This window comes from Rhizobium sp. LjRoot30, from assembly GCF_964253915.1.
Taxonomy (GTDB): Bacteria; Pseudomonadota; Alphaproteobacteria; order Rhizobiales; family Rhizobiaceae; genus Metarhizobium.
Genome location: NZ_CAXUSG020000006.1, coordinates 173,021 through 191,943 on the forward strand (window position 1 = coordinate 173,021; position 18,923 = coordinate 191,943).

An 18,923-nucleotide genomic window follows, 5' to 3' on the forward strand; every position below is an offset into this window, starting at 1 on the left:
GATGGCCGGCATTTCCTTCCGCAATGTCACCAAGCGCTACGGCAAGACCGTCGCCGTCGACAATGCCAGCTTCGATATCCAGGCAGGCGAATTCTTCTGCTTCTTCGGCCCGCCGCTTTCCGGCAAGTCGACGATCCTGAAGCTGATCCTCGGCCTCGAAACGCCTGACGAGGGCGAGGTGCTGATCGGCGGCAAGCCGGTCAACCACGTCTCGCCGGCCGGCCGCAACGTCGCCATGGTGTTCCAGAACCTCGCGCTTTTCCCGCATATGACGGCGGGCGAAAACGTGCGTTTCCCGCTGGTCGAGCGGAAAATCCCGGAAGCGACGATCAAGGCGCGTGTCGATGAAGTGGCCGGCAAGCTGCATATCGGCCACCTCTTGCACAAGCCGCCGGCACAGCTTTCCGGCGGCGAGCGCCAGCGCGTGGCGATTGCGCGTGCGCTGGTGCGCGATCCCGTCGCCTACCTGATGGACGATCCGATCTCCGCGCTCGACGCCCGCCTGCGCGAAGAGACCCGCGTCGAACTGAAGCGCATCCAGCGCGATCTCGGCCAGACGCTGATCTATGTCACCCACGACCAGGAAGAGGCGATGTCGGTGGCCGACCGCATGGCGATCATGGAACAGGGCTCGATCCGCCAGATCGGCACGCCGGTGGATATCTACGACCGGCCGGCCAGCCGCTACGTCGCCCAGCTTCTCGGCGCGCCAATGATGAACATCATGAACGCCACGACATCGGGACGGATCGAAGCCGGCGAGGGCACCATCGTGCTGCCGCTGGATGCGGCGCCGCAAGGCGTGTCCGGCCTCGGCATCCGCCCGGAAGACCTCAAGGTCGAGCCATGGGCGGAGCGCCACACCGGCAAGCCGGCCAAGGTCTACGAAGTCGAGCCGCTCGGCGGCTACACCGTCGTGACGCTGGATACCGGTGCGCAAAAACTCCGGGCGCTGATGCGCGGCCAACCTCAGATTGCGCTCGACAGCGCCGTGGCATTGAGCTGCAACCCGGCACGGGTACATTTCTTCGGAGCAGCGGGCGAGGCGCTGCGTGCGTAAGCTCGAACGAACAAGCATATGAAATGGGAGGATACCATGAGTGATGCCAAGGGCTTCGTGCCCGACCCGCCGGTGCGGGCGAAGGAGTTCAACATCGGCTGCATCGGCGCCGGCATGATCATGGCGGAATGCCATCTCGCCGCCTACAAGGAAGCCGGCTTCCCGGTCACCGCCATCGCCTCGCGGACGCAGGAGAAGGCCGCGGCCGTTGCCGAGCGCTGGGGCATCCCGACCGTTCACGCCACGCCGTCCGAGCTGATTGCCGATGCCGATGTCCAGATCCTCGACATCGCCTATCCGCCGGACCAGCAGCCGGCGCTGATCCGCGAAGCGCTGAAGCAGCCGCACATCAAGGCGATCCTGGCGCAGAAGCCGCTGGCATTGACGCTGGACGAAGCCAAGGCGCTGCGCGACGAAGCCGCCGCCGCCGGCAAGATCCTCTCTGTCAACCAGAACATGCGCTACGACCAGTCGATGCGCGTGCTCAAGCAGATCCTCGACAAAGGCGAACTCGGCACGATCGTCATCGCCACCATCGAGATGCGCGCCATCCCGCACTGGCAGGCCTTCCTCGAAGACTACGACCGCCTGACGCTGTCGAACATGAGCGTGCACCATCTCGACGTGCTGCGTTTCCTGTTCGGCGATCCGGATGCCATCACCACCGTCACCCGCACCGATCCGCGCACCAAGTTCGACCACAAGGACGGCATCACCGTTTCGACGCTGACCTTCCCGAGCGGCGTTCTCGCCGTGTCGATGGAAGACGTCTGGTCCGGCCCGCGCGAAGAGGGTTTCGACAGCGACATCTACATCAAGTGGCGCGTCGAAGGCACCGACGGCGTGGCGCAGGGCACGATCGGTTGGCCGGACGGCTCGCCGTCCACCCTGTCCTACGCTTCGAAAACCACCACCGGCGGCAAGTGGGTCACCCCCACCTGGGAGACGATGTGGTTCCCGCAGGCCTTCGTCGGCGTCATGGAGCAACTGCAATACGCTGTGAAATCCGGCGAACCGCCGGCACTTTCCGTCGCCGACAACGTCAAGACCGTGGCGCTGGTGGAAGCGGGTTACCGCTCCATCGCCGAGGGGCGCACGGTCAAGCTTTCCGAAATCTCGATCAACTAATTCCAAGGGAGGATTTTTATCATGATGCAGTCAGGTATTTTCACGGGTTACTTCCCGTACGGCCTTGAAGAGACCGCCAAGAAGATCCGCGCGCTCGACTTCAACACCGTCCAGCTCGACATGCACTTCAAGGATGTCGACGTTTCGGCCGGCCAGATCACCAAGGAGAAATGCGTCAAGATCCGCGAGACCTTCCGCGATCACAACCTGCCGATCTCGTGCATTTCCGGCTACACCAACATCATCCATCCGGATAAGGACGAGCGCGCCCGCCGCGTCGGTTACCTCAAGGAAATCATTGCCAACGCGCAATATCTCGGCACGCCCTACGTGATTTCCGAAACCGGCACCTACAACACCGAATCCGACTGGGTGCATCACCCGAAGAACAAGACGGAAGAAGGTTTCGAGGAGTGCCGCAAGGTCATCGCCGACCTCGCCCAGCATGCCTATGACCACGGCGCCGTCTTCCTGCTCGAAACCTATGTCAACAACGTCGTCGGCTCGGTCGAGGAGACCGTGAAGATGTTCGCCCAGGTCGATCATCCCGGCCTCGGCCTGCTGATGGACCCGACCAACTATTTCGAGTCCCACAACATCGACCGCATGGACCAGATCCTCAACCAGGTCTTCGACACGCTGTCGGACAAGATCAAGATCGGCCATGCCAAGGACGTCAAGCGTTCGGGCGACGACAAGACCGAAAAGCATGCCGATATCGGCGACTCGGATGCGCTCGAAAGCCACACCTTCCGCGGCGTCGGCGAAATCGAACTGCCGGCCCCCGGCCTCGGTTCGCTGAACTACGACCTGTACCTGAAGCGCCTGGCGCAGAAGCACCCGAACATTCCGATGATCATCGAGCACCTCGACGAAAGCGATGTTCCGCGCGCCAAGAAGTTCCTCGACGGCAAGCTGCGCGCGCTGGGTCTTTGATGCATCCGGCGGCCGGGCCTTCGGTCCGGCTGCCAAAGCCTTCTCCTGCCGTCATCCTCGGGCTTGACCCGAGGATCCAAGCACCGTGCGGCAGATGCTCGGGTCAAGCCCGAGCATGACGAGAGGGAGGCTGGTTCCCTAGACAAACAAGTGCCGGGCCTTCCGCCCGGCGCCTCACCACCAGAAACGCAAGGCCGCTTGCGACGACAAACAGGAAGAAGACCATGGTCGAACTCTACGGGAAGGCGCGGTCGCGCCGCGATATCGCCGCCAGCGCCGGCTCCTTTTCGCAATTTGCCGGCGTCCGCCTGATGACGCTCGGCGATGGTGTCGAGCGCGGCATCCGCCTCCTGGAGTTCCGCAGCGGCACCGGCCTGCGCTTCACCGTTCTCATCGACCGTGCCATGGACATTGCCGATTGCGAGTATCGCGGCATGGCGATCGGCTGGAATTCGCCCGCCGGCTTCAAGCATCCGGGCCTTGCCGAATATGAAGGCGAGGGCGGGCTTGCCTGGCTGCGCTCCTTCTCCGGCCTGATGGTCACCTGCGGCCTCGACCACATCCTGTTCATGAACGACGAGCCGGGCGACAGCTATGTCTACGGCCCGCGCAAGACGATCAGCCACTCGCTGCACGGCCGCATCGGCACCATTCCCGGCAAACTGACCGGCTATGGCGAAGAATGGCAGGGCGACGACTGTATCCTCTGGTGCGAAGGCGTCGTGACCCAGGGCACGGTGTTCGGCGAACACCTGGAGCTGATCCGCCGCATCGAGATCAAGGCCGGCACCAACGACATCAAGCTGACCGACCGCGTCGTCAACCGCGGCTTTTACCGCACGCCGCATATGTATTGTTACCATATCAATGTCGGCCACCCCGTGCTGTCGGAAAACTCGCGCTACATCGCGCCGCTCAAGGAGGTCGTCTGGGCAGCCCATGCCGGCGCCGACTACCGCAAACAGGGCGTCGGTTACCGCACGCTGCCGGCGCCGCAGCTGAATTTCCACGAACAGGTCTGGCAGCACGAAATGGCAGCCGATGCGAACGGCGAAGTGCCGGTGGCGCTGGTCAACGACGCGCTCGGCATCGGCTTCGAGGTCACCACCCGCAAGGACCAGTTCCCCTGCATGTACGAGTGGCAGAACCTGCAGTCCGGCCAGTATGCGCTGGGTATCGAACCCTCGACCAACCACGTGCTCGGCCACACCGCCGCCCGCGAACGCGGCGAACTGATCTGGCTGGAGCATGGCGACGAGCGTCGTTACGACACGACCTTGCGCATCCTCGGCGATGCCGCGGCGATTGCCGAAAGCGAGGCCCGCATCACGGCGCTGGCGAAGCAGCCGGCCGAAGAATACCCGCAGCCTTCCGGCAATCACCTGCCGATCGGGGGCCGGGCATGAACATGCAGCTGACGCAGACCATGGAGAAGGCATCGATGATGTCGATTGCGGGCAAAGTCATCCTCTACACCGGCGCCGCCGGCGGGCTGGGAACCGAAACGACGCTGAGCTTTTTGCGCGCCGGTGCCAAGGTCGTGGCCATCGACAACAACCCGGAAAAGACGGCCGGGCTTCTCGAAGCCGCCACCCGCGAAAACCTGACGGGCCTGACGGTGAAGGCGATCGATCTCTCCAATCTGACCGCCCTGCGGCAAGAACTGGAAGCCGTGGCCAAGGAAGTCGGCGGCTTCGACGTCGTCATCAACAATGCGGCGATCTATCCCTCGAAACCCTTCGAGGACTATACGATCGAGGAAATGCAGGCGGTGCAGCGGGTCAATGTCGATGCCGGCATCGTCTGCGTGCAGGTGGCCTTGCCGCATATGCGCGCCAACAACTGGGGCCGCATCGTCAACATCGCCAGCGTCACCTTCTACGGCGGCTGGGCGAACCTTTCGCCCTACGTCCAGTCGAAGGGCGCGCTTGTCGGCCTGACCCGCGGCTGGGCGCGCGAATTCGGCGCCTACGGCATCACCGTCAACGCCATCTCGCCCGGCGCCTTCCCGACCGATGCGGAAAAGATCCATCCCGATCCGGAAGGTTATACGCGCCACGTGCTCGACCACCAGGCGGTGAAGCGTCGCGGCAGCCCCGCCGATATCGCCAATGCGCTGACCTTCCTGATTTCCGATGCCGCAGGTTTCATCACCGGCCAGACGCTGAACGTCGATGGCGGCTGGGTGATGCACTGACCGTTCGTTCAATACAAGGACTTGAAAACAATGGGTATTCTTAGCGGCTTCCGCGTTCTCGACTGCTCGATCGCGATGGCAGGACCGTTTGCGGCGCAGCGCCTCGGCGATCTCGGCGCCGATGTCGTCAAGGTCGAGCCGGTGACAGGCGAATGGCAGCGCCATGTCGCCGCCGGCGGCGCCGAAGGCAACAAGGTCAACGTCTCCTTCCTGTCGCTCAACCGCAACAAGCGGTCGCTGGCAATCGACCTGAAATCGCCCGAGGGCAAGGAAGTGCTGCTCGACCTCGTCAAGACCGCCGACGTCTTCCTGCAGAACTACCGTCCCGGCGTCGCGAAACGCCTCGGCGTCGATTACGAAACCCTGTCGAAGCTCAACCCGCGCCTCGTCTATGTCTCGATGTCCGGTTATGGCGAGGACGGTCCTTATGTCCACCGCCCCGGCCAGGATCTCGTGCTGCAGGGCATGTCGGGCGCGATGCTGTCGGCCGGTCGCGAAGGCGAGGCGCCGACGGCAGCGGGTCAATATCTGGTGGACGCCATCACCGCCTACACCGCCTTCGAAGGCGCACTGGCAGCGCTCTTCCACCGCGAGCGCACCGGCGAAGGCCAGCTCGTGCAGGTCAACATGCTGGATGCGATCACCACCATCCAGATGCAGGAGCTTTCGGTCTACACCGTCGGCCACAAGCCGCAGACACGCTCCGCCGAGCCGCATGCGCATGTCTACATCCGCGCCCCCTACGGCGCTTTCGCCACCAGCGACGGTTTCATCATCGTCGCCTTCCCGAAGCTGAAGACGCTCGGCGAGGTGATCGGCGAGGACAGTTTCCTCACCATGGTCGACGAAGTCGATACCTGGTCGCGCCGTGACGAGATTTTCGCCAAGACCCGCGAAAAGCTGAAGACCAAGACCTCCGAGGAGTGGCTGGCACTGCTGCGCGCCGCCGATATCTGGTGCGGTCCCGTCTATGGATATGCCGATCTCGTCGAGGACGAGCAGATCAAGCACAACGGCACCTTCGTCGAATACGAACACCCAACCGAAGGCCTGGTGAAGACGCCGGGCTTCCCGATCAAGTTCTCGAAGACGCCCTCCGTCGTCGAGCGCGGCGCACCCGTCACCGGCCAGCACACCCGCGATATCCTGCGCGAGGCCGGTTACGACGACGCCCGCATCGACGCTTTGGAAAAGGCGGGCGCCATCGCCTCGGGAGAGATCTGACCATGCAACGCCTGAAAGCGCTGACGTGGGATCATCCACGCGGCTACAATGCGCTGGCGGCGGCTGCCCAGCGCCCTGAACTGGCCGAATCCGGCCTTGCCATCCAGTGGGACAAGCAGCCGCTGGAAGGCTTCGAATCCCATCCGATCGCCGATCTCTGCGCCCGCTACGATCTCGTCGTCCTCGACCATCCGCATGTCGGCGAAGCCGTTGCCGGCGATTGCCTGCAGCCGCTGGAAGAGGTGTTCGGTGCCGAGGTGATCGCCGGGCTGGAGGCGGACAGTATCGGCCCATCGCTGCGCAGCTATCGTTTTGCCGGATCGCATTGGGCGCTGCCGCTCGATGCGGCGACGCAGGTCATGGCAGCACGCGCCGACCTGATCGACGGCATCCCGGTTCTCTGGGATGAGGTTGTTGCTCTTTCGGAAAAGACCGGCAAGGTCGCTCTGTCCCTGGCAGGCCCGCATGCAGCACTCTCTTTCCTCTCCATAGCCGCCGCCTTCGGCGAGCCGCCGGCGGAGAAGGATCCCGACCTGCTGGTCTCGCCGGAAACGGGCAGGGCGGTCTACGACCTGATGCTGCAGCTTGCGGCGAAAAGCCCGCTGTCAGTCCGGGACAAGAACCCGATCGGCATCCTCGGCCACATGGCAACCCATGACGACGTGGTGCTCTGCCCGCTCGTCTATGGTTATGTGAACTACGCCGCACCGCACGCCGGCCAGCCCATCGCCTTCCACAATGCCCCGCGAAAAACCGTCGGCGACAGGCCGGGCTCGACGCTTGGCGGCACTGGCATCGGCATTTCGCGCCGCTGCAGCGTGACGCCGGAATTGCGTCGGCACCTGCTCTGGCTGATGGGCACCGACGCGCAGATCGGCTTCATTCCCGGCCACGAAGGCCAGCCGTCCCGGCGAGAGGCCTGGCACGATGCCGGCGTCAACGGCCGCTGGGGCGATTTTTACCAAAACACCGCCGATACGCTGGAGCAGGCCTATGTGCGCCCGCGCCACAACGGCTACATCGCCTTCCAGGGCGCAGCTTCGGCGCTTCTCCGCCAGGCATTCGAGGAACGGGCGGCGGCAGATGCCGTGCTCGACCGCCTGCAGGCACTTTATACCGACCATCGCGGCGCCGGTGGCGAAAGGTAGGATAACAATGACCGAAGACATCCTCTTCACCATCGACGGCGCGGTTGCGACGATCACCCTCAACCGGCCGCAAAAACTTAACGCCGTCACGCCTGACATGGCCGACGCCATCGTTGCGGCCGTCGAGACCTGCAACGACAGCGACACGATCCGCTGCGTCATCCTGACGGGTGCGGGCGAACGCGCCTTCTGCGCCGGTTCGGATATCCGCGAACTCGATACCTACGAGACCCCCTGGCAGTTCCGCAACCGCCCCGACTATTGCGACGCTTTTCGCGCACTGCTGAAGCCGACCATCTGCGCCGTCAACGGTTATGCCTTCGGCGGCGGGCTGGAGACGGCGATGTCCTGCGACATCCGCATCGCGTCCGACAACGCCCAGTTCGCCGCTCCCGAGATCAAGCTCGGCTGGATCGGCGGCGGCGGCATGGCGGCGCATCTGATGCATTCCATCGGCGCCTCCAATGCCGCGCTGATGCTGATGACCGGCGATCCGATCCCGGCCGACAAGGCGCTCGCCTGGGGCCTCGTCAGCGAGGTCGTGCCGCAGGCAGACCTGCTCTCGCGTGCCCGCGCCATTGCCGAGGTGATCGCTGCCCGCGCGCCGATTGCGGCGGAAACCGCCAAGCTCAACCTCAAGGCCGCCAGCTCGATGCCGCTCGAAAAGGCGATCGAATACGAACGCGACCTGCAGACCATCTGCTTTGCCACCGCCGACGCAGCCGAGGGCAGGGCCGCCTTCAAGGAAAAGCGCGCGCCCGTTTTCAAGCGGCGCTGAGGCTGGTTTCAGCTGTGTGGGCGCGCTATGGTCGCGCCCAAAGCAATTCCGGGAAAACTGCGCTGCGGTTTTGCATTCGGCATTGCGAAAAAACGAAAGAATTTCAGGGAGCACTCATTTCATGTCGTCATCCGATTTCGCCAAGGCCGGAACCTTCGTCGGTCGCGTCTGGGACCCGAAGGTCGAAGGTCCGCTGCTTGTCGCCATCCGCGGCAACGATGTCGTCGACATCACCTCGAAGGCCGTGCCGACGATGCGCGACCTGCTTGAGCTGGAAGACCCCGCAGCCTATGTCGCCAAGGCGACCGGCCCTGTCGTCGCCAGCCTGGCCGATCTCCTTGCTGCCAAAGCCGGCGCACTCGATACGGCGGCACTGCACCTCATCGCGCCGAACGACCTGCAGTCCGTCAAGGCCTGCGGCGTGACCTTCGCCCGTTCGATGATCGAACGCGTCATCGAGGAGCGCGCCGCCGGCAATCCGGATCTCGCCGTCAAGATCCGCGAAAAAGTGACCGAGATCATCGGCGACAGCCTGCGCAACCTCAAGGCCGGTTCGCCGGAGGCCGCCAAGGTCAAGGAAGCGCTGATCGAGGAAGGTGTCTGGTCGCAATATCTGGAAGTCGGTATCGGCCCGGATGCGGAAGTGTTTTCCAAGGCGCAGGTGCTCTCGTCGGTCGGTTATGCCGCCGATGTCGGCCTGCATCCGATCTCCAAGTGGAACAATCCCGAGCCGGAAATCGTGCTTGCCGTCAATTCGAAGGGCGTGGTGCAGGGCGCCACGCTCGGCAACGACGTCAACCTGCGCGACGTCGAAGGCCGCTCGGCCCTACTGCTCGGCAAGGCGAAGGACAACAACGCCTCCTGCTCGATCGGCCCGTTCATCCGCCTGTTCGATGCCAGCTATTCGATCGACGACGTCCGCAATGCCGATCTCAGCCTGACGGTCGAGGGCGAGGACGGTTTCGTGCTGCACGGCAAGAGCTCGATGAAGGAAATCAGCCGCGATCCGCTGGATCTCGTTTCCCAGACCATCGGCCGCCATCACCAGTATCCTGATGGCTTCATGCTGTTCATGGGCACGCTGTTTGCACCCACGGAAGACCGTGATACCAAGGGTCAGGGTTTCACCCACAAGGTCGGGGATATCGTGACGATTTCCAACGACCTCTTGGGTTCCCTGACCAACCGTGTGCGGCTTTCCACGGAGTGCGCTCCATGGACGTTCGGCGCATCCCAGCTCATGCGCAACCTCGCCGCTCGTCAGCTTATCTAATTCGATCGGAAAGACATTATGACCATCCATCAGAACCTGATCGCCGGTGAATGGACCGGCGTGGATGCCAGCGACAACATCAACCCGTCGGATACCAACGATGTGGTGGGCCGTTATGCGCGCGCATCGGCCGCCGACGTCGCCCAGGCGATCGCCGCCGCCAAGGCCGCCTTCCCGGCCTGGTCGCGTTCCGGCATCCTGGAGCGCCATGCGATCCTGAAGAAGGCCTCCGACGAGATCATCGCCCGCAAGGAAGAGCTGGGCCGCCTGCTCGCCCGCGAAGAAGGCAAGACCCTGCCCGAAGCCATCGGCGAAACCATCCGCGCCGGCCAGATCTTCGATTTCTTCGCCGGTGAATGCCTGCGCCTCGCCGGCGAGGTGCTGCCCTCGGTGCGTCCCAACATCGGCGTCGAGATCACCCGCGAGCCGCTCGGCGTCATCGGCATCATCACGCCGTGGAATTTCCCGATCGCCATCCCGGCCTGGAAGATCGCCCCGGCGCTTGCCTACGGCAACACCATCGTCTTCAAGCCCGCCGACCTCGTGCCCGGCTGCGCCTGGGCCATCGTCGACATCCTCCACCGCGCCGGCCTGCCCAAGGGCGTGCTCAACCTCGTCATGGGCAAGGGCTCGGTCGTCGGCCAGGCGATGCTCGACAGCCCGGATCTCGCCGGCATCACCTTTACCGGCTCCACCGGCACCGGCAAGCGTGTCGCCCTTGCTTCCATCGAGCATAACCGCAAGTTCCAGCTGGAAATGGGCGGCAAGAACCCGATGATCGTTCTCGACGATGCCGACCTGACCGTCGCCGTCGAAGCGGCTGCCAACTCCGGCTTCTTCTCCACCGGCCAGCGCTGCACGGCATCATCGCGGCTGATCGTCACCGAAGGCATCCACGACAAGTTCGTCGCCGCCCTCACCGAAAAGCTGAAGACGCTGACCGTCGACAACGCCCTGAAGGCCGGCACGCATATCGGCCCGGTGGTCGACGAAAAGCAGCTGAAGACGGACACCGACTATATCGAAATCGGCAAGTCGGAAGGCGCCAAGCTCGCCTTCGGCGGTGAACTGGTGAAGAACGAGACGCCCGGCTTCTACCTGCAGCCGACGCTGTTCACCGAAGCGACCAACAGCATGCGCATTTCGCGTGAAGAGATTTTTGGCCCGGTCGCCGCCGTCATCCGCGTCAAGGATTACGACGAGGCGCTTGCCGTTGCCAACGATACGCCGTTCGGCCTGTCGGCCGGCATCGCCACGACGAGCCTCAAGCATGCGACGCACTTCAAGCGCAACAGCGAAGCCGGCATGGTGATGGTCAACCTGCCGACCGCCGGCGTCGATTTCCATGTGCCGTTCGGCGGCCGCAAGGGTTCCTCCTTCGGTCCGCGCGAGCAGGGCAAGTATGCGAGCGAGTTCTTTACAACCGTCAAGACCGCTTACACGCTGGCCTGATCCATCGGCGGGGAGGGGGAAAACCCTCCCCGCAAAATTTTCAAAAAAGCTCAATTCCTTCGTGGCGTTAACGACCGTTTCATTGTCGTTGCGCAACAATGAACCATGGGCAGGATCTTTCGGAAATCTATCATCGTCACAGTCGTCTCCATCGTCGCATCGATCGGGGCGATGGCGGCTTTCGGTGTCGAAATTTCCGGCATGACCTTATGGATGCCGATCGCCTGCAGCCTGTTATGCGCCTTTCCGGGGAGTTTCTGGAATTTTTACCAGCAGGAGAGGCTGCGCAGGCTCAATCGTGAGTTAAAGATTGCCCATGCCTCCCTGGCCGCTGCCAATGCGACCCTGGAGCAAAAGGCGAGCAGCGATGCCATGACCGGCTTCCTCAATCGGGAAGCGTTCCTTTCCGCGATCGAACGGGCGCACCAAAATGGCAGCCGGGGCGCCCTGCTGATGGTCGATGCGGACCACTTCAAGCAGGTGAACGATGCCTACGGACACCTCACCGGCGACGATGCCCTGATGATGATCGCGTCGGCGATCCGTGGCTCGCTTCGCGAAACCGATCAGGTCGGCCGGATCGGCGGCGAGGAATTCTGTGTTTTCCTCAAGGGAGCCAGCCTCAAGGTTGCCACCGACATTGCCGAACAGTTGCGACAGCGGGTGGAAAAGCTGGTCTTCGTACCCTCTCAAGGTAAGCGTCATGCGCTCACCGTCAGCATTGGCGGTGAAGTCTGCCGGCCGGGCACCGCCATCATGGAAGCGATGCGCGAAGCCGACCGGCGGCTGTATGCGGCCAAACACGGTGGCCGCAATCGTGTCGTCATGCCGGAAATCGCCACCCAGGCGGCCTGAAAACGCATGCCTGCTTGCCGGCGCCGCCGGCATTTCGGCGTCGAGCGTGCCGTGAGATTGCAAGGCAATATAATCCAATTTTTAGGCAGTCCAGAGAATTGACTAAAACCCAGCCATGTTCTAGCCTTGCTTTCGAAATCGGCAAAAGCTGCCAACGGCAATAGGGCCCCGACACCGCAAACGCGGTTTGGGGCTTTTTGCGTTTCTGGTACGCTAAGAAGCCGTCGATAAAAAAGGGAACCGAACTTGGCGATGAGGCTGGATACGGCATTGATGGATTTCGCAACGCCTTTTCAGGCGTGCGGACGACAGGTGCCGGGCCGATGACCCGCCAAACCATTCCGGTCTCCATCCTCTATTCGACCACCGGCTCCTATGCCAGCCTCGGCCGCGAGGCGCTGGCCGGCGCCATGGCGGCAATCTCGGAGGTCAATTCCGATGCCGCCCTTTCGTTCCGGATCGAGCCGCGGATCGACGATCCCGCCGGCCGGGCGGAACGGTATGCACTGCTGTCCGACGCCGCGATCCGCGACCACGGCTGTCGCCACATCATCGGCACGATCACCTCCTGGAGCCGCAAGGACGTGCTGCCGGTCGTCGAGCGCCGCGGCGCGCTGCTGTGGTACGGTTTTCCCTATGAGGGTTACGAGGCGAGCGAGAGCGCCATCTATCTCGGCGCCTGTCCGAACCAGCATCTGCTGCCGCTGTTCGATCACATGCTGCCCCGCTACGGCCAGCGGCCCTTCATCATCGGCTCCAATTACATCTGGGGCTGGGAAATCAACCGGCTTGCCCGCGAAGTCACCGAAGCGGCCGGCGGGCAGGTGGTGGCTGAACGCTTCGTGCCGCTCGGCTCGACCGAAATCGAGCACCTGATCGCCGAGATCCATCAGAAACAGCCGGATTTCGTGCTCTGCAACCTCGTCGGCGAATCCGCCACGGCCTTTTTCGACGCTTATCACGCCCGCCGTGAAAGCACGCCGATGCCGACCATCGCCACCTGCAATGTCACCGAACTGGAACTCGAGAACCTGAACACGCCGGCCCGGGCGGGGCATATCTCGACATCCATCTACTTCGACGATCTCGATACGCCGGAAAACCGCGATTTCAAGGCACGCATGGCCATGCGGCACGGCCAGGACCGGCGGCTGACCACCTCCTTCGTCGGCGCCTACATGAGCGTCTCCATCCTGGCCCGCGCCATCGCCGATGCCGCCACCGATGCGCCGGATGCCATCCGCGGTGCCGTCACCTCGCGGCTCTTCGACACGCCGATCGGTCAGGTCGGCATCGATCCGCGCACACAGCACGCCACCTTGCGGCCGCACCTGGCATTTTCGGACCGGAACGGCGAATTCCGCATCATCAGCAGCGCGCCGTCCGCCATCGAGGCCGATCCGTTTCTGGTCCACGCGCTTGGCAAACCTGCCGTCGGCACGGATACCGCCGCCGGAACGGTGCTGAAGGTGATCAAATGAACCGCAGCGACCGCCTTCCATTGGCCACCTGGCGCGCCATCACCCTGCACCGGGAGCATCCGTCCGTCGACGCGCTGAAGCGACAGCTCGAACTCATGCACATCCGCGTCAGCGTCGTCTGGCCGCAGCTGGACGAGACGGATGCCGGCGCCGATGTCGTGTTCTTCGATGCCGACATGGGCCATGACGGCCAGTTTCCCTGGCCGGCCGGCTTTGCGCCGATGCCGATGATCGCGCTGATCGGTTCGGAGGCGCCGGGCCGTGTCGAATGGGCGCTGGCGCAGGGATCGAACGCCCATCTGCTCAAGCCGATCGGTTCGACGGGCGCCTATAGCGCGCTGCTGATCGCGGCGCATGCCTACCAGCTTTCCAGCAGGCAGGCCGACGATATCCGCACGCTGGAGGACAGGTTGCGCCAGCGGCCTGCCGTCGTGCACGCCGTCTTGAAACTGATGCAGCAGAGCCGCTCCGACGAGGCCGGCGCCTGGAAACGGCTGCGCAAGATTGCCATGGACTGGGGAATGACCGTGGAGGAGGCGGCGGAATCGATCTGCCGCGATGAACGGCGCACGCGAAGCGGCGCCTGATAAAGAGTGGAACAAGGAGAATGAAAGTGTCGATTACGGAAGGTTTTGCCCCTTACGGCGAATACAAGACTTGGTACCGCGTGACGGGGGACCTGACCTCGGGCAAGCCGCCGCTGATCGTGGCGCATGGCGGGCCGGGCTGCACGCATGACTACGTCGACAGCTTCAAGGACATCGCCGCCACCGGCCGCGCCGTCATCCATTACGACCAGGTGGGCAACGGCAAATCGACCCACCTGCCGGAAAAGGGCGGAGATTTCTGGACCGTCGCCTTCTTCAAGGCCGAACTGCACAACCTGATCGACCATCTCGGCATCCGCTCCGCCTATTGTCTGCTCGGCCAGTCCTGGGGCGGCATGCTGGGCGCGGAATTTGCCGTCGACCGGCCGGAAGGCCTGAAGGCACTGATCATCGCCAACTCGCCGGCCGCCATGGTCACCTGGATCTCGGAGGCCAACCGCCTGCGCGACGAGTTGCCGGCCGATGTCCAGGCGACCCTGCTGCGTCATGAAAAAGCAGAAACCACCGGCAGCGCCGAATACAAGGCGGCGACCGACGTCTTCAACGAGCGCCATGTCTGCCGCGTCGTGCCGATGCCGCCGGAGGTCAAGCGCACCTTCGATGCCATCGACGCCGATCCGACCGTCTACCACACCATGAACGGCCCGAACGAATTCCACGTCATCGGCACGATGAAGGACTGGTCCATCGTCGGACGGCTCTCGACCATCTCGGCGCCGACGCTGCTGATTTCCGGCCGCTACGACGAGGCGACCGAAGCCTGCGTCATGCCCTATTCGCAGGAGATCCCCGACGTGCGCTGGCGCATTTTCGAGGAATCCAGCCACATGCCGCATGTCGAGGAGCGCGAGGCCTGCATGGCGGAAGTCGCCTCCTTCCTCGACGAGAAGGCCTCTTAAAATTTGCCTGCCGGACGAAAGTCCCAACAAGCCGCCCGCAAAGGGCGCCCAGTGAAGAATTCCATTCAAACAAGAGGGAACGATAGTATGGGTCTCAATTTTTCTTTCCTTACCCGCAGGACCGGCCAATTGCTGGCCGGCGCGCTGCTGGCGCAGACGGCGCTGTGCGGCGTCGCACTCGCCGAAGACCGTGCCGAACTGATGGCAAAACATCGCGGCGGCACGATGACGCTCGCCGCCGTTTCGGCTGCCGGCACCATCGATCCGATGATCAACTATACCGCCCAGTTCTGGCAGCTTTACCAGATGACCTATGACGGCCTCGTCAAGTTCAAGCAGGCCGGCGGCACCGATGGCTTCGAGATCGTCCCGTCGATCGCCGAGGCGATCCCGCAGGCCGAAAACGACGGCAAGACCTATGTCTTCAAGATCCGCAAGGGCATCAAGTTCTCCAACGGCAAGGACGTGACGCCGTCCGACGTGCTGGCCTCGTTCCAGCGTATCTTCAAGGTCAAGGGCCCGACGACCGGCAGCTTCTACGGCGGCATCGTCGGCGCCGACAAGTGCATCGAGACGGCGGAGACCTGCACGCTCGAAGGCGGCGTGACCGCCGACGACGCGGCCGGCACGGTGACGATCAACCTGACAGCCCCGGATGCCGAGTTCTTCTCGAAGCTCGCCGTGCCGCATGCCTCGATCCTGCCGGCCGATGCACCGCTGGCCGATGCCGGCACCACGCCCATTCCCGGCACCGGCGCCTACTTCTTCGAAAGCTACAATCCCAACGAACAGCTGGTCATGAAGCGCAATCCGCACTTCAAGGAGTGGAGCGCCGATGCACAGCCCGATGGTTATGCCGACGAGATCATCTACAAGTTCGGCCTGACGGAAGAGGCGGCGATCAACGCCATCATCAACGGCCAGCTCGACTGGCTGTTCGATACGCCGCCAGCCGACCGCCTGCCGGAAATCGGCTCGAAATATGCAAGCCAGATCAAGATCGACCCGCTGGCCGCCTTCTGGTACGCGCCGATGAACACCAACCTCGCGCCCTTCAACGATCCGAAGGTTCGCCAGGCGCTGAACTACGCGCTCGACCGCGATTCGCTCGTCGGCCTGTTCGGCGGCGAAGTGCTGGCCCAGCCGACCTGCCAGATCCTGCCGCCGGACTTCCCCGGCCATGTCGACGATTGCCTCTACACCAAGGAACCCGGCCCGACCTGGGCTGAGCCCGACATGGACAAGGCGCTGCAGCTCGTCGAGGAATCCGGCACGAAGGGCCAGAAGGTCACCGTCATTGCCGAAGACAATGCCGTTGCGCGCGGCATTGGCACCTACATCCAGAGCGTTCTGTCGGAACTCGGCTACGACGCCTCGATGAAGGCGGTTTCGCCGAACATCCAGTTCACCTACATCCAGAACACCAACAACAACGTGCAGATCAGCATTTCGCAGTGGTACATGGACTATCCGGCCGCTTCGAACTTCCTGAACGTTCTGCTGTCGTGCTCGTCGTTTACGCCGGGCAGCGATTCCTCCATCAACATCTCCGGTTATTGCAACAAGGACCTGGATGCCAAGATGAAGGAAGCCATGACGCTGGCGCTGACCGATCCGGCCGCCGCCAACGCCAAGTGGGCGGAAGTCGACAAGGGCTTCATGGAACAGTCGCCGATGGCGCCGCTGTTTACGCCGAAGAGCGTCAACTTCACCTCGGCACGACTGGGTAACTACCTGTTCAACAAGCAGAACCGGTGGATTGTCTCGCAGTCCTGGGTTCAGTAACTACGAAAGACAGGCGGCGTGATCGCGCCGCCTGTTCCCGCTCCGCGCCGCCCGCGCATCCGGACCTTCGGATAAGAAATGACTGACGCTTCCAATCCTGTTCTGACCGACCCCGCCGTCCCGGCGGCAGTGGCCGCTCGCACTGCCTCCGGGCCATGGCAACGCTCCTGGCGCATTCTCAAGCGCGACCGTGCCACGCTGCTGGCCGCCGCCGTGCTGATCCTCATCATCCTGTCGAGCCTGGCGGCACCGTTCTACGCCCGCTACGTCTCGGGCACCGATCCGTTCCGCTCCAATCTCAGCGCCCGCATTACCATCGACGGCAAGCGGACCAAGGTCATGCAGGCCTCGACGGAAGGTCTCGGCCTCGGCGTCACGCCGATCGGGCCGACCTGGGGGCCGCAATATCTGCTCGGCGCCGATACGCAGGGGCGCGACGTCGCTGCCCGGCTGCTCTATGGCGGCCGCAATTCGCTGCTGATTGCCGCATCCTCCACGGCGATCTGTCTTTTCTTCGCCGCGGTGGTCGGCATATCCGCCGGCTTCTTTGGCGGCGTCGTCGACAAGGTGCTGTCGCGCATCCTCGACATTCTCTGGGCCTTTCCCGTCTACCTGCTGGCGATCTCGCTTTCCATCGTCCTGATTTCGCAAGGCATCGTCATCGGCCCGGTGGAAATCACCGGCGACAGCCTGCTCCTGCCGATCTTCATCATCGGCATCATCTACGTGCCTTATGTCGCCCGGCCGGTGCGCGGACGCGTGCTGTCGCTGAAGGAAAGCGAATTCGTGCTGGCGGCGCGTGGCCTCGGCATTCCCGCCTGGCGCATCCTTGTCTACGACATCCTGCCCAACGTCTCGACCATGCTGATCGTCTTCGTGCCGCTGATGATGGGGCTGAACATCATCACCGAATCCTCGCTCTCCTTCCTCTCCATCGGCGTGCAGGCGCCTGATGCCAGCTGGGGCACGATCATCCAGGACGGCCAGACGCTGCTCTACACCCGGCCCGCCGTGGCCCTGGCGCCGGGCATCGCCATCGTCCTGACGGTGCTCTCGCTCAACGTGCTCGGCGACAGCCTGCGCGATGCGCTCGATCCGCGCACGAAACTGGTCTGAGGAGGGTCTTATGGTTTTTGCTGTTCTCCAGCGCATCGGCCAGATGATCTTCGTGATGTTCGGCATCTCGGCGCTCGTCTTCCTGATCTTCTTCGCCACGCCCGGCTCCGATCCGGCCGCACGCCTTGCCGGCCGCAACGCCTCGCCGGAAACGGTCGAGGCCGTCCGCAAGGAATTCGGCTTCGACCGGCCGCTGCCGGTGCAATATGCCATCATGATGAAGCGGCTGTTCATCACCCAGGACCTGACCTCCTTCGTCAACCGTGGCTACAAGATCGTGCCCGCCGTCACCTCGGCAGCGCCGGTAACGCTGTCGCTGGTGGCCGGTGCTGCCATCCTCTGGCTGATCGGCGGCGTCTTCGTCGGCGTCGTCGCCGCCCTGACGCGCGACAGCTGGATCGACCGCGGGCTGATGGCCCTGGCGCTGATCGGCGTCTCCATGCCGGTCTACTGGCTGGGTGAGGTGATGAACCTCATCACCCAAAGCCGGTTTCACGATACCTGGATGTTTTCCTGGGTGCCGGCGCTTGGCTACAAGCCGCTGTTTTCCGATCCCATCGGCTGGTTCAAGACGCTGATCATTCCATGGTTCACGCTGGCCGTGCTCTATATCGGCATCTATGGCCGCGTGCTGCGTGCCAATCTGGTCGAGGCCTATCAGGAAGATTTCATCCGCACCGCCCGCGCCAAGGGCCTCAGCCCGGCGCGCGTGATGATCCGCCATGCGCTGCGCACCTCGCTCATTCCCTTCGTGACGATGTTCGGGCTGGATTTTGGCGTGCTGGTCGGTGGCGCGGCCTTGCTGACGGAGGTTGTGTTCAGCCTCAACGGCGTCGGCCGGCTGACCTACCAGGCGCTGCTCAACCTCGACCTGCCGATGATCCTCGGCACCGTTATGTATGCCTCCTTCTTCGTCGTGCTCGCCAATGCGCTGGTCGACGTCGTCTATGTGTTGATCGACCCGCGGGTCAGGGCGGATTGAG

17 protein-coding genes are annotated in these 18,923 nt (G+C 63.4%); all 17 read left to right on the top strand.

What is annotated here, in order from left to right:
• Nucleotide 1: 1 nt before the first annotated feature.
• The 17 genes from ACSQ3I_RS14390 (at nucleotide 2) to ACSQ3I_RS14470 (ending at nucleotide 18,922) form a co-directional block, all read left to right on the top strand.
• A complete protein-coding gene (locus tag ACSQ3I_RS14390; RefSeq protein ID WP_435999949.1) occupies nucleotides 2–1,060 on the top strand; it encodes an ABC transporter ATP-binding protein in 1,059 nt (352 codons plus the stop codon).
• 36 nt (nucleotides 1,061–1,096) lie between these two features.
• Nucleotides 1,097–2,188, top strand: coding sequence for a Gfo/Idh/MocA family protein (locus ACSQ3I_RS14395; protein ID WP_435999951.1), 1,092 nt, complete (start codon nucleotides 1,097–1,099; stop codon nucleotides 2,186–2,188).
• 21 nt (nucleotides 2,189–2,209) lie between these two features.
• Nucleotides 2,210–3,124, top strand: coding sequence for a sugar phosphate isomerase/epimerase family protein (locus tag ACSQ3I_RS14400; RefSeq protein WP_435999953.1), 915 nt, complete (start codon nucleotides 2,210–2,212; stop codon nucleotides 3,122–3,124).
• A gap of 224 nt (nucleotides 3,125–3,348) precedes the next feature.
• Nucleotides 3,349–4,530, top strand: coding sequence for an aldose 1-epimerase family protein (locus ACSQ3I_RS14405; RefSeq protein ID WP_435999955.1), 1,182 nt, complete (start codon nucleotides 3,349–3,351; stop codon nucleotides 4,528–4,530).
• Nucleotides 4,527–5,321, top strand: coding sequence for an SDR family NAD(P)-dependent oxidoreductase (locus ACSQ3I_RS14410; RefSeq protein WP_435999957.1), 795 nt, complete (start codon nucleotides 4,527–4,529; stop codon nucleotides 5,319–5,321). Before ACSQ3I_RS14405 ends, ACSQ3I_RS14410 begins: the two co-directional genes overlap by 4 nt.
• 30 nt (nucleotides 5,322–5,351) lie before the next feature.
• Nucleotides 5,352–6,545: a CaiB/BaiF CoA transferase family protein gene (locus ACSQ3I_RS14415; protein ID WP_435999959.1), complete on the top strand. Its 1,194-nt coding sequence runs from the start codon at nucleotides 5,352–5,354 to the stop codon at nucleotides 6,543–6,545.
• A 2-nt stretch (nucleotides 6,546–6,547) separates the two neighbouring features.
• Nucleotides 6,548–7,693 (top strand): carbohydrate ABC transporter substrate-binding protein, encoded by a 1,146-nt coding sequence (locus ACSQ3I_RS14420; protein ID WP_435999961.1) that lies wholly within the window; start codon nucleotides 6,548–6,550, stop codon nucleotides 7,691–7,693.
• A gap of 7 nt (nucleotides 7,694–7,700) precedes the next feature.
• Nucleotides 7,701–8,471 carry an enoyl-CoA hydratase/isomerase family protein gene (locus ACSQ3I_RS14425; RefSeq protein WP_435999963.1) on the top strand — a complete coding sequence of 257 codons (771 nt, stop codon included), beginning with the start codon at nucleotides 7,701–7,703 and terminating at the stop codon, nucleotides 8,469–8,471.
• Nucleotides 8,472–8,592: 121 nt separating this feature from the next.
• Nucleotides 8,593–9,744, top strand: a complete 1,152-nt coding sequence (locus ACSQ3I_RS14430) for a fumarylacetoacetate hydrolase family protein (RefSeq protein ID WP_435999965.1) — start codon at nucleotides 8,593–8,595, stop codon at nucleotides 9,742–9,744.
• A gap of 18 nt (nucleotides 9,745–9,762) precedes the next feature.
• Nucleotides 9,763–11,196, top strand: coding sequence for an aldehyde dehydrogenase family protein (locus tag ACSQ3I_RS14435; protein ID WP_435999967.1), 1,434 nt, complete (start codon nucleotides 9,763–9,765; stop codon nucleotides 11,194–11,196).
• Between the two features lie 105 nt (nucleotides 11,197–11,301).
• Complete coding sequence (locus ACSQ3I_RS14440) at nucleotides 11,302–12,051, top strand: GGDEF domain-containing protein (RefSeq protein WP_435999968.1); 750 nt, start codon at nucleotides 11,302–11,304, stop codon at nucleotides 12,049–12,051.
• Between the two features lie 323 nt (nucleotides 12,052–12,374).
• A complete protein-coding gene (locus ACSQ3I_RS14445) occupies nucleotides 12,375–13,532 on the top strand; it encodes a transporter substrate-binding protein (protein WP_435999970.1) in 1,158 nt (385 codons plus the stop codon).
• Nucleotides 13,529–14,119, top strand: coding sequence for an ANTAR domain-containing response regulator (locus ACSQ3I_RS14450; protein WP_435999972.1), 591 nt, complete (start codon nucleotides 13,529–13,531; stop codon nucleotides 14,117–14,119). The genes ACSQ3I_RS14445 and ACSQ3I_RS14450 overlap by 4 nt, the downstream gene beginning before the upstream one ends.
• 20 nt (nucleotides 14,120–14,139) lie before the next feature.
• Nucleotides 14,140–15,039, top strand: coding sequence for a proline iminopeptidase-family hydrolase (locus ACSQ3I_RS14455; RefSeq protein WP_435999974.1), 900 nt, complete (start codon nucleotides 14,140–14,142; stop codon nucleotides 15,037–15,039).
• An 87-nt stretch (nucleotides 15,040–15,126) separates the two neighbouring features.
• Nucleotides 15,127–16,824: an ABC transporter substrate-binding protein gene (locus tag ACSQ3I_RS14460; RefSeq protein WP_435999976.1), complete on the top strand. Its 1,698-nt coding sequence runs from the start codon at nucleotides 15,127–15,129 to the stop codon at nucleotides 16,822–16,824.
• Nucleotides 16,825–16,902: 78 nt separating this feature from the next.
• Nucleotides 16,903–17,940 (top strand): ABC transporter permease, encoded by a 1,038-nt coding sequence (locus ACSQ3I_RS14465; protein ID WP_435999978.1) that lies wholly within the window; start codon nucleotides 16,903–16,905, stop codon nucleotides 17,938–17,940.
• A gap of 10 nt (nucleotides 17,941–17,950) precedes the next feature.
• Nucleotides 17,951–18,922: an ABC transporter permease gene (locus ACSQ3I_RS14470; protein WP_435999980.1), complete on the top strand. Its 972-nt coding sequence runs from the start codon at nucleotides 17,951–17,953 to the stop codon at nucleotides 18,920–18,922.
• The last annotated feature ends 1 nt before the right edge of the window (nucleotide 18,923 follow it).

Bases quoted from the DNA above. Each gene is read 5' to 3' on its own strand.
- ACSQ3I_RS14390 (WP_435999949.1), top strand. From the start codon at position 2: ATGGCCGGCATTTCCTTCCGCAATGTCACCAAGCGCTACGGCAAGACC.
- ACSQ3I_RS14395 (WP_435999951.1), top strand. From the start codon at position 1,097: ATGAGTGATGCCAAGGGCTTCGTGCCCGACCCGCCGGTGCGGGCGAAG.
- ACSQ3I_RS14400 (WP_435999953.1), top strand. From the start codon at position 2,210: ATGATGCAGTCAGGTATTTTCACGGGTTACTTCCCGTACGGCCTTGAA.
- ACSQ3I_RS14405 (WP_435999955.1), top strand. From the start codon at position 3,349: ATGGTCGAACTCTACGGGAAGGCGCGGTCGCGCCGCGATATCGCCGCC.
- ACSQ3I_RS14410 (WP_435999957.1), top strand. From the start codon at position 4,527: ATGAACATGCAGCTGACGCAGACCATGGAGAAGGCATCGATGATGTCG.
- ACSQ3I_RS14415 (WP_435999959.1), top strand. From the start codon at position 5,352: ATGGGTATTCTTAGCGGCTTCCGCGTTCTCGACTGCTCGATCGCGATG.
- ACSQ3I_RS14420 (WP_435999961.1), top strand. From the start codon at position 6,548: ATGCAACGCCTGAAAGCGCTGACGTGGGATCATCCACGCGGCTACAAT.
- ACSQ3I_RS14425 (WP_435999963.1), top strand. From the start codon at position 7,701: ATGACCGAAGACATCCTCTTCACCATCGACGGCGCGGTTGCGACGATC.
- ACSQ3I_RS14430 (WP_435999965.1), top strand. From the start codon at position 8,593: ATGTCGTCATCCGATTTCGCCAAGGCCGGAACCTTCGTCGGTCGCGTC.
- ACSQ3I_RS14435 (WP_435999967.1), top strand. From the start codon at position 9,763: ATGACCATCCATCAGAACCTGATCGCCGGTGAATGGACCGGCGTGGAT.
- ACSQ3I_RS14440 (WP_435999968.1), top strand. From the start codon at position 11,302: ATGGGCAGGATCTTTCGGAAATCTATCATCGTCACAGTCGTCTCCATC.
- ACSQ3I_RS14445 (WP_435999970.1), top strand. From the start codon at position 12,375: ATGACCCGCCAAACCATTCCGGTCTCCATCCTCTATTCGACCACCGGC.
- ACSQ3I_RS14450 (WP_435999972.1), top strand. From the start codon at position 13,529: ATGAACCGCAGCGACCGCCTTCCATTGGCCACCTGGCGCGCCATCACC.
- ACSQ3I_RS14455 (WP_435999974.1), top strand. From the start codon at position 14,140: ATGAAAGTGTCGATTACGGAAGGTTTTGCCCCTTACGGCGAATACAAG.
- ACSQ3I_RS14460 (WP_435999976.1), top strand. From the start codon at position 15,127: ATGGGTCTCAATTTTTCTTTCCTTACCCGCAGGACCGGCCAATTGCTG.
- ACSQ3I_RS14465 (WP_435999978.1), top strand. From the start codon at position 16,903: ATGACTGACGCTTCCAATCCTGTTCTGACCGACCCCGCCGTCCCGGCG.
- ACSQ3I_RS14470 (WP_435999980.1), top strand. From the start codon at position 17,951: ATGGTTTTTGCTGTTCTCCAGCGCATCGGCCAGATGATCTTCGTGATG.